Raw genomic sequence first — 12,172 nt, 5'->3', positions numbered from 1 at the left:
TGTGTTTTCCACTTATCTGTATATGCGGCGTTCGGGTTTTGCTCGACCTCGGCGCTCACCGGTGTAGGGATCGAATGCGTCTAGGTGGGCAAGGTCACTGTTTCGATAGACTTCTAATTCGCCTTTCTTGGAATCCCACTCAAATATTTTCCTCCCTTTGGCATCTATCCAGCGCTCGCGTAAGCCGCTACCGCCTTTTCTAGGTGTCACGGGTCTTTGGTCTATCAGACCTGGAAAGCCTGTTATGTCTGCAGCGTTGGGGGCCGGGAAATAATCATGGTCCGGGTTTTTAAGCCCCTTTCGTGGTTCGTTAACCACCACATACAGCGGCCGAACCCCCGACTCCACCGAAAAAACCAGAATAAAATCCCGATACTCCGGCGGATAAATCGGGTTCACCAGCATCTGTTTGGCCGCCTCCGTCGGCGGATAAATCCACATCACCGGCGCTTGTGGTGCAGCCTCCAATGCCGGTATGCCAAGGGTGTCGCCAGGATCAATGGCCGGCGTCCAAATCAGCTCCACACCCTCGCCAAGATCCGCCACGAACTGACTGTCACGACGCTGAAACTGCACCACATCGATCATCTGCCAGTCGGTATTTTTACCGGTGTAAAACCCATATCCCTTCAGCGTCCCATCGGCGCGTTGCTCGATATGCAACCGCATCCGCGAACGGGCTTTTTGCAGGTGACGAAGCTGCTCTTCGCTATAGAGCGCACTGTCGCCAAGCTCCGACGGCCAGGCCAGCGCCACCAGCCCTGCAAGCAAACCCCCAGCGGCGGCACCGACCGCCGCAGCCGCGGACTCCAACGCGGATGTACGCAGCACAAGCTGGCCAAGCCCAACGGGTAGGGCACTACCGCTGATTTTCCTGAGGGATACGCCGCCTTGGCTGTCCACTTCCCGTCCGCCTAACAGCGTGAAGTGGCCGTAATCCTTGATCAGCTCAAGCGGCACATAACCGGTGGGGTTGTTGTAGCTGATGATCCCGTCGGGCAGTTGGCACGACTTGGCGAATACATGACCTGGAATTCTCGCGGGTTCAGGCGTGGGCGCGGGAGGGGCTTCATACAAATCAATGAACGGTGAATACGGAATCTGCTTAGGCTGCGGCGTCAGGATTCGCCGCTTCAGCTGCTCTTCTTCGGTAATTGGATACGCGCGCTCTGTCATGGCTGCTCACTTCCCTGTGCAAGGAAGCGAGCCTATGAGAGCGGAGAAGAACCTGAAATTCTCGTTGTTCGATGGGAGGTGTGGGAAAAGTCACTTTAGCAATCGCTACATTGATTCAAGCACGTTTACTCTGCCTGAGAGCGCTGTATCTGCGCGCCCAACTGCGCGGCTTTATTACGTAACCCGTCCAACCGGTCGTTCAACTCCTTGTATCCAGGCTTCCAGAAAAAAACGCCGCCTTCGCTGCTTTGTCCAAGAACGAGGTCATTGAACGAGCCCATTCCGCCGTATGCAGAGCGCAAATAGGTGATTCCGGAGTAATCGGATGCTTGCAATAAGGTTTTGGCCTTACGCATCCATCGGCTCCAGTGATTGTCCCCATCGCTTTCCAGCAGGATGGCAAGTTCCTCAAGCACATCGATTAGCTCTGCGGTTTTTGGGCCCATAGTGGGAAATCCTTAAAAGCGGAGTTTTCGTAACGGTTCAAAGCACATGCCTGGAAATCACCCTCGATATCTCAACAATCGACGTCTTTCCCGTGAATTCAAACTTCACTTTCCCCACCGCCGAAAAGTAAATCTCCAGCTCCGAATCCAGATCGAACGTCCCGGAGGTTTCCACCGAATACGCGACGATGTTTTTGTACGGCAGGGACGTGAAGTCTTTTTTGCTGCCGGTAATCCCTTGCACGTTCACGGCGATGATGCGCTTGGTGGTGAACACCACCCCATCGCGCATGGCCTTATAGGAATCGATGACCTGCTCATCATCCAGCAGCAATGACGAAACGCGCTCGGCGTATTCGTTGTTCTGCTTGAGCTTGAAGAAGCCTTTGTTGTTGAAGTCGATCATGTGCCTTTCCTTGGGTGAGTGGTGCAGCAGATGCCGGTACCGGTGTATGACGTTTTGCTCGCGGATCTGTATCTAACGGTGTTCCTTTTATCGACCTACCATGGCGCCAACAACCCGCCGGCCATCACAAGGTTTTACGTCGTCAAGGAGCCACACCATGCCCGAACTCTCCAGCCTGCTTGCCTACGGCCTGATCTCGCTCGGCATGGTACTGACGCCCGGCCCGAACATGATTTACCTCATTTCGCGGTCGATCTGCCAGGGGCGATTGGCCGGGCTGATTTCCCTGGGCGGCGTTGCGATGGGTTTTGTCGTCTATATGTTCTGCGCGGCATTGGGTATCACCGCGTTGGTGATGGCGGTTCCCTATGCCTACGACGCGCTGCGGCTCGGCGGGGCGCTGTATCTGGTTTACCTGGCCTGGCAGGCGGTGAAGCCGGGTGGCCGGTCGCCCTTCCAGGTGCGGGACTTGCCCAAGGACAGCCCGCGCAAGCTGTTCATGATGGGCTTTGTCACCAACCTGCTGAATCCCAAAGTGGCAGTGATGTATCTGTCGTTGCTGCCCCAGTTTATCGACCCCAACGGGCACGCCAGTGTGCTGTCGCAATCGCTGGTACTGGGCTTTACGCAGATCATGATCAGCGTGAGCGTCAACGGGCTGATCGCTCTGATGGCGGGCTCGATCGCGGGGTTCTTCATCCGCAAACCGGTCTGGCAAACCGTACAGCGCTGGTTGATGGGCTCGGTGCTGATGGGCCTGGCTGTACGCATGGCGGTCGAAGGCAGGCGTTAAAGGATCGCCTTCAGGTAATCCTTGAGTGCGTTGAGCGGGGCATTGAGTTCTTCGAGTGTCGTCGCTTGGCGCGCATCCACCGCAAGCCGTTGCAGCTCGCGGCCCATCACGGTGTGTGCACCGCCCAGGGATTCGAGGGCCAATGCCAGGCACTCGTCGATCTTATGCTGGATGACGTTGATATCGCCCTTGCGCACCAGCAAGCCAAACACCTCCCGCTCATAGCCGTCCATGACCAGGTCGTCCCGCAGAATCGGGCTCGCGCCTTCGGTCTCATGCACCAGCTTGAGCGCAAAAAGCGCTACAGCTTCCAGCGTCTGTTCCATGGCCAAGGTTCCTCTTTTCTCGCGTTCGCCCGCCCATCATCACTTTCCTGCAGGCGAAAAAAAAGACCTTGAATTTCAAGGTCTTTTTTTAAGATGGTGCCCCGAGGGAGACTCGAACTCCCACTCCTTTCGAAAACGGATTTTGAATCCGCCGCGTCTACCAATTCCGCCATCAGGGCTCAATGGCGGCGAAGTATAGAGATGAGATTACCGTTGGTCAATCACGTTTCATGGTCAATTTTCACTATTTCCGCTAGACTTCCCGGCCCTGCTAGACGAACCCCATCATGCGCGTTGCTGACTTTACTTTTGAGCTCCCTGATTCGCTGATCGCTCGCCATCCTTTGGCCGAGCGTCGCGCCAGTCGACTGCTGACCCTGGACGGGGTCAGCGGTGCCCTCGCACACCGTCAATTCACTGATTTGCTTGAGCATTTAAGCCCAGGCGACTTGATGGTTTTCAACAATACCCGGGTGATTCCGGCTCGCCTTTTTGGCCAGAAAGCATCCGGCGGCAAGCTGGAAATTCTGGTGGAGCGGGTGCTGGACAGCCATCGCGTGCTGGCCCACGTGCGCTCCAGCAAGTCGCCGAAACCGGGTTCGAAGATCCTTATCGATGGCGGTGGCGAAGCAGAAATGCTGGCCCGTCATGATGCGTTGTTCGAGCTTGGGTTTGCCGAGGAAGTGTTGCCGCTGCTGGAACGCGTCGGCCATATGCCGTTGCCTCCTTATATAGACCGTCCGGATGAAGACTCGGACCGCGAGCGTTATCAGACGGTGTATTCCCAGCGACTGGGCGCGGTGGCTGCACCGACGGCGGGGCTGCATTTCGACCAGCCGCTGCTGGATGCGATTGCCGCCAAAGGCGTTGAAACGGCCTATGTGACCCTGCACGTGGGGGCCGGCACGTTTCAGCCGGTGCGTGTGGATAACATCGAAGACCACCATATGCACAGCGAGTGGCTGGAAGTCAGCCAGGACGTCGTGGATGCGGTTGAAGCGTGCAAGGCGCGCGGCGGGCGGGTGGTGGCGGTCGGTACGACCAGCGTGCGCTCGCTGGAAAGCGCGGCGCGCGATGGCGTGCTCAAGCCGTTCAGTGGCGACACAGACATCTTTATCTACCCGGGCCGGCCGTTTCATGTGGTCGATGCTCTGGTGACCAATTTCCATTTGCCGGAATCCACGCTGTTGATGCTGGTGTCGGCATTTGCCGGTTATCCCGAGACCATGGCCGCTTATCAAGCCGCCATCGATAACGGATACCGTTTTTTCAGCTACGGTGATGCGATGTTTATCACCCGTAATCCGGCGCCGCGCGGCCCAGAGGAACAATCATGAGTCGTATGTCGTTTGAATTGCTGGCCACGGATGGTAAAGCTCGCCGCGGCCGTTTGACTTTCCCTCGCGGTACCGTCGAGACCCCGGCTTTTATGCCGGTCGGTACCTACGGCACGGTAAAAGGCATGCTGCCGCGTGACATCGTCGCCACGGGCGCCGAGATCATCCTCGGCAACACCTTCCACCTGTGGCTGCGCCCGGGCACCGAAGTGATCAAGAAGCATGGCGACCTGCATGACTTCATGAAGTGGCAAGGCCCGATCCTCACTGACTCCGGTGGTTTCCAGGTGTTCAGCCTGGGCGCCATGCGCAAGATCAAGGAGGAGGGCGTGACCTTCGCCTCCCCGGTGGACGGCGCCAAAGTGTTCATGGGCCCGGAAGAGTCGATGCAGGTGCAACGTGACCTGGGCTCCGACATCGTGATGATTTTCGACGAGTGCACGCCGTACCCGGCCGATGAAGACGTCGCGCGGATTTCCATGGAACTGTCGTTGCGTTGGGCCCAGCGCTCGAAAAACGCCCATGGCGATAACACCGCTGCCCTGTTCGGTATCGTGCAGGGCGGCATGCATGAAAGCTTGCGCAAGCGCTCGCTGGAAGGCCTGGACAAGATCGGCTTCGACGGCCTGGCCATCGGCGGCCTGTCGGTGGGCGAGCCCAAGCACGAGATGATCAAGGTGCTGGATTACCTGCCGGGCCTGATGCCGGCTGACAAACCTCGTTACCTTATGGGCGTTGGCAAACCGGAGGATCTCGTAGAGGGTGTGCGCCGCGGTGTGGACATGTTCGATTGCGTGATGCCAACCCGTAATGCCCGCAATGGGCATCTGTTCATCGATACAGGCGTGCTGAAGATCCGTAACGCGTTCCATCGCCATGATGAATCGCCGCTGGATCCTACCTGTGACTGCTACACCTGCCAGAACTTCTCGCGCGCTTATCTGCACCATCTGGACAAGTGTGGGGAAATGCTGGGTAGCATGTTGAATACCATCCACAATTTGCGTCACTACCAAGTCCTGATGGCTGGTTTGCGCGAGGCTATTCAACAGGGTACATTGGCCGCCTTCGTCGATGCCTTCTATGCCAAGCGCGGGCTGCCTGTGCCGCCCTTGGACTGAGTTTTCCGACCCTAAGATTCACTATTTGCAACTGGAGTGCTAAATGAGCTTTTTTATCTCTAATGCCATGGCTGATGCCGCTGCACCGGCCGCTGCCGGTCCTATGGGCGGTGGTTTTGAGTGGATTTTCCTGGTCGGCTTCCTGGTCATCTTCTACCTGATGATCTGGCGTCCACAGGCCAAGCGCGCCAAAGAGCAGAAGAACCTGCTGGGCAGCTTGCAGAAAGGCGACGAAGTTGTGACCACTGGCGGCATCGCCGGCAAGATCACTAAAGTGTCCGACGCTTTCGTGGTTCTGGAAGTCTCCGACACCGTAGAAATGAAGTTCCAGAAGGGCGCCATCGCTGCCACGCTGCCAAAAGGCACGCTCAAAGCGATCTAAGTAACAACCTTTACCAATCGACGGGGCGCGCAAGGCGCCCCGCGTTATAAGCGGGCGGCGTGATGCTGAACAAATACCCTCTGTGGAAATACGTACTGATCCTGGCGGTGCTGGCGATCGGTTTTATTTATTCCGCTCCCAATCTCTATCCTGATGACCCGGCTATCCAGATCACTGGCGCCAGCACTGCGCTGCAGGTCAATCAGGCTGATCTGGACCGTGCGAGCAAAGCGCTCACCGACGCGGGTATCCAGGTTAAAGCGGCAAGTTTGGCTGCTGATGCGAAGGGCGGCTTGTTGCGCCTGACCAAGCAAGAAGACCAATTGCCGGCAAAAGACGTTGTGCGCAAGGTCATGGGTGATGACTACGTCGTCGCACTGAACCTGGCACAGACCACGCCAAAATGGCTGCGCGCGATCGGCGCACACCCGATGAAGCTGGGTCTGGACTTGTCCGGTGGTGTGCACTTCCTGCTGGAAGTGGACATGGACAAGGCCCTCGACGCTCGCCTGAAAGTCTACGAAGGCGATGTGAAGAGCCTGCTGCGTAAAGAGCGCCTGCGTTATCGCAGCCTGCCGCAGCTCAACGGTGCCATCCAACTGGGCTTTGCTGACGAAGCAACCCGCGAACAGGCCCGTGCGCTGATCCGCAAGAACTTCAACGATTTCGACATTGTTCCGGCCGACCTCAATGGTCAGGCGGTACTGCGTCTGGCGATGACCCCGGCCAAGCTGGCGGAAATCCGTGAATACTCGATCAAGCAGAACTTGACCACGGTACGTAACCGCGTCAACGAACTGGGTGTGGCCGAGCCGATCGTTCAGCGCCAGGGTGCCAACCGCATCGTGGTTGAACTGCCGGGCGTGCAGGACACCGCTGAAGCCAAGCGTATCCTGGGTAAAACAGCCAACCTGGAATTCCGCCTGGCGGCTGAGCCGGGTGCTACCCGTGCTACTGCAGAAGAGTTCGAGTTCCGTGAAGGCAATCGTCCTCCTGCACTGATCGAGCGTGGCTTGATCATTACGGGTGACCAGGTGACCGACGCCAAGGCTGGTTTCGGCGAGCACGGTACGCCTGAAGTGAACATCCGCCTGGATGGCCACGGCGGCGAACTGATGAGCCGCGCAACCCGCAGCAACGTCGGTCGCAGCATGGCGGTGATCTTCATCGAGCAGCGTCCTGTCACCACCTACACCAAGCAAGTGGTTGACGGCGTCGAGAAAGACGTACCGGTACAGACCTTTAAAGAAGAGAAGAAGATCATCAGCCTGGCGACCATCCAGTCGCCGCTGGGTGCTCAATTCCGCATCACCGGCCTGAACGGCCAGGGTGAGTCGTCCGAACTGGCGCTGCTGCTGCGTGCCGGTGGCTTGGCCGCCCCGATGTACTTCGCTGAAGAACGTACCATCGGCCCGAGCCTGGGTGCTGACAACATCACCAAGGGTATCGACGCTGCACTGTGGGGCATGCTGTTCGTCTCCCTGTTCATCATCGCCATCTATCGCTTCTTCGGCGTCATCGCCACCGTCGCGCTGGCGGGCAACATGGTGATGCTGCTGGCCCTGATGTCGCTGCTGGGTGCAACGCTGACCCTGCCAGGTATCGCCGGTATCGTACTCACCATGGGTATGGCGGTTGACGCCAACGTACTGATCTTCTCGCGGATTCGTGAAGAGATTGCTGCGGGCATGACCGTGCAACGGGCAATCAACGAAGGCTTCGGCCGGGCATTTACTGCAATTCTCGACTCCAACCTGACCACCCTGTTGGTCGGCGGGATTCTCTTTGCCATGGGCACCGGCCCGGTCAAAGGTTTTGCGGTGACCATGTCCCTCGGTATCTTTACCTCGATGTTCACGGCCATCATGGTGACCCGCGCAATGGTCAACCTGATCTTTGGCGGACGTGACTTCAAGAAGTTGTGGATTTAAGGGGCTGCCATGTTACGTACAATCAACTTCATGGGCGTTCGCAACGTTGCGTTCGGCTTCACCATGCTCCTTACCGTTCTGGCGTTGTTCAGCTGGTTCCATAAGGGCCTGAACTACGGTCTGGACTTCACCGGCGGTACGCTCATCGAGCTGACCTACGAGAAGCCGGCCGACGTTAGCCTGGTGCGCAACGAGCTGGTCAAGGCCGGCTATCACGAAGCTATCGTGCAGAGCTTTGGTGCAACCACCGACCTGCTGGTGCGTATGCCCGGCGAAGACCCGCAACTGGGTCACCAGGTAGCCGAGGCCTTGCAGAAGGTCGGCGGCGACAACCCGGCGTCGGTCAAGCGCGTCGAGTTCGTGGGCCCGCAAGTGGGTGAAGAACTGCGCGACCAGGGCGGCCTCGGCATGCTGATGGCGCTGGTCGGCATCATGATCTACCTGGCTTTCCGCTTTCAGTGGAAGTTCGGTGTCGGCGCCATTGTGTCGCTGATCCACGACGTGATCGTGACCGTGGGCATCCTGGCCTACTTCCAGATCACCTTCGATCTGACGGTATTGGCGGCGGTGCTGGCAATCATTGGCTACTCCCTCAACGACACCATCGTGGTATTCGACCGGGTTCGTGAGAACTTCCGGGTGCTGCGCAAGGCGACGTTGATCGAGAACATCAACATCTCCACCACCCAGACCCTGCTGCGCACCATGGCGACGTCGATCTCCACCTTGCTGGCGATTGCCGCACTGATGGTGTTCGGTGGCGACAACCTGTGGGGCTTCTCGCTGTCGCTGTTCATCGGCGTGCTGGCGGGTACCTACTCGTCGATCTACATCGCCAACGTGGTACTGATCTGGCTGAACCTCAACAGCGAAGACTTGATCCCTCCTGCCAGCACCGGCAAGGAGGTCGACGACCGCCCTTGATGGGTGATTGTTGATCTGCTGTTACAAATAAGGCGCGAGTATTGAACTCGCGCCTTTTTTTTTGCTCCAAGGCTGGGTATAGCGCGGATCGTTCGGTCCGTTTGTGATGGTCAGGAGGTTCACGTGAACAAGTCGTTACTGGTTGGTGCGGTATTGGGTGCTGTCGGTGTGACTGCCGGGGGTGCTGTTGCCACCTACAGCCTGGTAAAAAGCGGCCCTGAGTATGCGCAAGTGCTGGCGGTGCAGCCGGTGAAAACCCAGATTAAAACCCCGCGTGAAGTCTGCAAGGATGTTGCCGTAACCCGGCAGAAACCTGTGCAGGATCAGCATCAGATCGTTGGTACGGTGGTCGGTGCGCTGGCGGGCGGCCTGTTGGGTAATCAGGTCGGCGGCGGTAATGGCAAGAAGCTGGCCACCGTGGCCGGTGCGGTCGGTGGCGGTTACGCTGGTAACAAGGTTCAGGAAGGCATGCAGAACCGCGATACCTACACCACCACGCAAACTCGTTGTAATACCGTTAATGACATCAGCGACAAGGTTGTCGGGTACGACGTACGTTACACCCTGGACGGCAAGGAAGGCTCCGTGCGCATGGATCGTGATCCGGGCAACCAGATCCCCGTCGACAAGGAAGGGCGCCTGGTTATCGGTCAGAACCAGCCGCAGCAGTAATCCCAGGTATAAAAAAAGCACCCCGAGGGGTGCTTTTTTGTGCTCGCTCGCTTAGCGCTTCAGCGAAGCCGGCAGATGCGGCTGGATCGCCGTCAGGACTGCCTTGAAGCATTTGGTGTTGCCGGCAACCACGTGACCCTTCTCCAGGAAGTCGTGACCACCGGTGAAGTCGCTCACCAGGCCGCCCGCTTCTTGAATCAGCAGTGCGCCTGCAGCCATGTCCCACTCGGACAGGCCCGACTCCCAGAACGCATCAAAACGACCGGCAGCGACATACGCCAGGTCCAGGCTGGCTGCGCCGGCGCGACGGATGCCGGCGGTCTGGCCAACCAGGGCGCGGAACATGCCCAGGTAGTTTTCCAGGTTGTCCATCTGGTCGTCACGGAATGGGAAGCCGGTACCCAGCAGGGCGCCGTCGAGGCTGGTGCGACCGCTGACGCGCAGGCGGCGACCGTTCAACTGGGCGCCACGGCCACGGCTGGCGGTGAATTCTTCCTGGCGAACCGGGTCCAGCACAACGGCGTGTTCCAGGCGGCCACGGTATTTGCAGGCAATGCTCACGGCAAAGTGCGGGATACCGCGCAGGAAGTTGGTGGTGCCATCCAGTGGGTCGATGATCCACAGGTAGTCTTCGCCTTCGCCGCTACCTTTGTGCAGGCCGGTTTCTTCACCGAGGATGCCGTGGGTAGGGTAGGCCTTGCGCAGCGCGTCGATGATTTTCTGCTCGGCGGCGCGATCCACCTCGGATACGTAATCCTTGGCGTCTTTTTCGTCGACCTTGATGGTATCCAGGCGCTCGATGGAGCGGAAGATCAATTCACTGGCGCTGCGGGCGGCGCGCAGCGCGATATTCAGCATGGGCTGCATGGATGTGTCACCTAAGGTTGTTAAAGAAAGCCGAGCATTCTAGCAGAAACTTTCTTCAGGTGAAGGACGACGTTACCTTTCATGGCATAACCTTAGGCTGTTCTGTAAGATTTGCTCCCCTTTCCCGTGTCCGAGAGCGCCTCCCTTGCTGCAAAACATCCGTGTCGTCCTCGTCAATACCAGTCATCCCGGCAATATCGGCGGCGTGGCGCGAGCCATGAAGAACATGGGGCTGACGCGCCTGGTGCTGGTGGAGCCGCGTGTGTTCCCGCACCACGAGGCCGATGCGCGCGCGTCCGGCGCCAATGACATCCTCGAAAAAGCCCAGGTCGTTGCCACTCTGGAAGACGCGCTGGTCGGCTGCAACCTGGTGCTCGGCACCAGCGCTCGCGACCGTCGCATCCCCTGGCCGCTGCTGGATCCTCGCGAATGCGGGACCAAAGTCGTGGAAGAGGCCGCCGGCGGCGCTGAAATCGCCTTGGTATTCGGCCGTGAAGACTCCGGCCTGACCAATGAAGAGCTGCAGCGATGTCATTATCACGTGCACATTCCATCAGACCCTGAGTTCAGTTCGCTGAACCTCGGGGCAGCGGTGCAGGTGTTGAGTTATGAAGTGCGCATGGCCTGGCTGGCCGCTGAAGGCCAGCCAAGCAAGGTTGAAAAGGATGAGGTTGCTTCGACCAAGAGTGGCGAACTGGCCACCATGGACGAGCTGGAGCGATTCTATGAGCACCTGGAGCAAACCCTGGTGGCCATCGAGTTCCTCGATCCGGAAAAACCGCGGCACTTGATGGCGCGCCTGCGTCGGTTGTACGGACGCAGCTCGGTCAGCCGGGCAGAAATGAATATATTGCGTGGCATCCTCACGGAAACCCAGAAAGCGGCCCGTGGCGAGCTTCTTAAACGGAAGGATTAAAAATGTTCGAGCGTTTGCGAGAAGATATCCAGAGTGTTTTCCACCGTGACCCGGCGGCGCGCAACGCCTTTGAAGTGCTGACCTGCTACCCGGGCATGCATGCGATCTGGATCCATCGCCTGTCCGGCGCCTTGTGGGGCATGGGCTGGAAATGGCTGGCGCGGCTGGTGTCGAACTTCGGCCGTTGGTTGACCGGGATTGAGATTCATCCGGGCGCCAAGGTCGGCCGCCGCTTTTTTATCGACCACGGGATGGGCATCGTTATTGGCGAGACCGCCGAGATTGGTGATGACGTGACCCTGTACCAGGGCGTGACCCTGGGTGGCACAACCTGGAACAAAGGCAAGCGCCACCCTACGCTGGAAGATGGCGTTGTAGTAGGGGCGGGCGCGAAGGTGCTCGGTCCGTTTACCGTGGGTGCGGGCGCCAAGGTCGGCTCCAATGCTGTGGTGACCAAGGCTGTACCGCCTGGCGCAACGGTTGTCGGTATTCCGGGGCGGATCATCGTCAAGCCGGAAGTGGGTGATGAGCAGGAGGCCAAGCGCAAGGCCATGGCCGAGAAGATCGGCTTCGATGCCTATGGCGTCAGCGAAGACATGCCTGACCCGGTAGCGCGTGCCATCGGTCAGTTGCTGGATCACCTGCAAGCGGTGGACGGCAAGCTGGACGGTATGTGCGGTGCCCTGAAAGACCTCGGCAGCAGCTACTGCGCCAAGGATCTGCCTGAGCTGCGCAAGGAAGACTTCGCCGAGATCAAGGACGAAAGTGCCGCCACCAAGGCTGGCTGAAGTCTCGCAATCACTGCAAAACCCATGTGGGAGCGGGCTTGCTCGCGAAAGCGGTGTAACAGTCACCAAACACCCCGACTGAACCAC

14 protein-coding genes and 1 tRNA gene are annotated in these 12,172 nt (G+C 58.6%); 9 read left to right on the top strand and 6 right to left on the bottom strand.

Features of this window, described 5'->3' with window-relative positions; all coding sequences use genetic code 11:
- Positions 1-12: 12 nt before the first annotated feature.
- The 3 genes from ACW9I6_RS05635 to ACW9I6_RS05625 form a co-directional block, all read right to left on the bottom strand.
- Positions 13-1,176: an S-type pyocin domain-containing protein gene (locus ACW9I6_RS05635; RefSeq protein ID WP_214499328.1), complete on the bottom strand. Its 1,164-nt coding sequence runs from the start codon at positions 1,174-1,176 to the stop codon at positions 13-15.
- Between the two features lie 125 nt (positions 1,177-1,301).
- Positions 1,302-1,622: a DUF6966 domain-containing protein gene (locus tag ACW9I6_RS05630; RefSeq protein WP_008438441.1), complete on the bottom strand. Its 321-nt coding sequence runs from the start codon at positions 1,620-1,622 to the stop codon at positions 1,302-1,304.
- Between the two features lie 37 nt (positions 1,623-1,659).
- Positions 1,660-2,028, bottom strand: coding sequence for a PH domain-containing protein (locus ACW9I6_RS05625; protein WP_003210321.1), 369 nt, complete (start codon positions 2,026-2,028; stop codon positions 1,660-1,662).
- A gap of 157 nt (positions 2,029-2,185) precedes the next feature.
- On the opposite strand from ACW9I6_RS05625, the gene ACW9I6_RS05620 reads away from it, so the two are divergent.
- Positions 2,186-2,821 carry a LysE family translocator gene (locus ACW9I6_RS05620; RefSeq protein ID WP_102605677.1) on the top strand — a complete coding sequence of 212 codons (636 nt, stop codon included), beginning with the start codon at positions 2,186-2,188 and terminating at the stop codon, positions 2,819-2,821.
- On the opposite strand, the gene ACW9I6_RS05615 is transcribed toward ACW9I6_RS05620, so the two are convergent.
- Together ACW9I6_RS05615 and ACW9I6_RS05610 are read right to left on the bottom strand one after the other, a co-directional pair.
- The gene (locus ACW9I6_RS05615) at positions 2,818-3,147 is read right to left on the bottom strand and encodes a hypothetical protein (RefSeq protein ID WP_008438439.1); all 330 of its coding nucleotides are present in this window, start codon (positions 3,145-3,147) and stop codon (positions 2,818-2,820) included. The two genes, ACW9I6_RS05620 and ACW9I6_RS05615, sit on opposite strands and share 4 nt — an antisense overlap.
- Positions 3,148-3,241: 94 nt before the next feature.
- A tRNA-Leu gene (locus ACW9I6_RS05610) sits at positions 3,242-3,326 on the bottom strand.
- Positions 3,327-3,434: 108 nt separating this feature from the next.
- Here ACW9I6_RS05610 and queA point away from each other — a divergent pair.
- From queA to ACW9I6_RS05580, 6 genes are all read left to right on the top strand, one after another.
- Positions 3,435-4,484, top strand: a complete 1,050-nt coding sequence (queA, locus tag ACW9I6_RS05605; RefSeq protein ID WP_457339027.1) for a tRNA preQ1(34) S-adenosylmethionine ribosyltransferase-isomerase QueA — start codon at positions 3,435-3,437, stop codon at positions 4,482-4,484.
- Positions 4,485-4,489: 5 nt separating this feature from the next.
- A complete protein-coding gene (tgt, locus tag ACW9I6_RS05600) occupies positions 4,490-5,605 on the top strand; it encodes a tRNA guanosine(34) transglycosylase Tgt (RefSeq protein WP_003210314.1) in 1,116 nt (371 codons plus the stop codon).
- 43 nt (positions 5,606-5,648) lie between these two features.
- Complete coding sequence (yajC, locus tag ACW9I6_RS05595) at positions 5,649-5,987, top strand: preprotein translocase subunit YajC (protein ID WP_003175975.1); 339 nt, start codon at positions 5,649-5,651, stop codon at positions 5,985-5,987.
- A 62-nt stretch (positions 5,988-6,049) separates the two neighbouring features.
- Positions 6,050-7,918, top strand: a complete 1,869-nt coding sequence (gene secD, locus ACW9I6_RS05590) for a protein translocase subunit SecD (protein WP_003210312.1) — start codon at positions 6,050-6,052, stop codon at positions 7,916-7,918.
- 9 nt (positions 7,919-7,927) lie between these two features.
- Complete coding sequence (secF, locus tag ACW9I6_RS05585; RefSeq protein ID WP_003210311.1) at positions 7,928-8,842, top strand: protein translocase subunit SecF; 915 nt, start codon at positions 7,928-7,930, stop codon at positions 8,840-8,842.
- A 123-nt stretch (positions 8,843-8,965) separates the two neighbouring features.
- On the top strand, positions 8,966-9,514 hold the full coding sequence (locus tag ACW9I6_RS05580) for a glycine zipper 2TM domain-containing protein (protein ID WP_003210309.1): 549 nt from the start codon (positions 8,966-8,968) through the stop codon (positions 9,512-9,514).
- Positions 9,515-9,565: 51 nt separating this feature from the next.
- Here the strand turns inward: ACW9I6_RS05580 and suhB are convergent, their stop codons facing one another.
- Positions 9,566-10,381, bottom strand: coding sequence for a type III secretion system regulator SuhB (suhB, locus tag ACW9I6_RS05575; protein ID WP_003175971.1), 816 nt, complete (start codon positions 10,379-10,381; stop codon positions 9,566-9,568).
- A gap of 145 nt (positions 10,382-10,526) precedes the next feature.
- Here suhB and trmJ point away from each other — a divergent pair, with 145 nt between their 5' ends.
- Positions 10,527-11,297 carry a tRNA (cytosine(32)/uridine(32)-2'-O)-methyltransferase TrmJ gene (gene trmJ / locus ACW9I6_RS05570; RefSeq protein ID WP_003210307.1) on the top strand — a complete coding sequence of 257 codons (771 nt, stop codon included), beginning with the start codon at positions 10,527-10,529 and terminating at the stop codon, positions 11,295-11,297.
- 2 nt (positions 11,298-11,299) lie between these two features.
- Positions 11,300-12,085, top strand: a complete 786-nt coding sequence (cysE, locus tag ACW9I6_RS05565; RefSeq protein WP_008438291.1) for a serine O-acetyltransferase — start codon at positions 11,300-11,302, stop codon at positions 12,083-12,085.
- Positions 12,086-12,172: the final 87 nt, after the last annotated feature.

The organism is Pseudomonas sp. SDO5522_S412 (genome assembly GCF_054071215.1).
The sequence above is the reverse complement of the archived record's forward strand: the minus strand, read 5'-3'. Positions and strand labels throughout refer to the sequence as shown.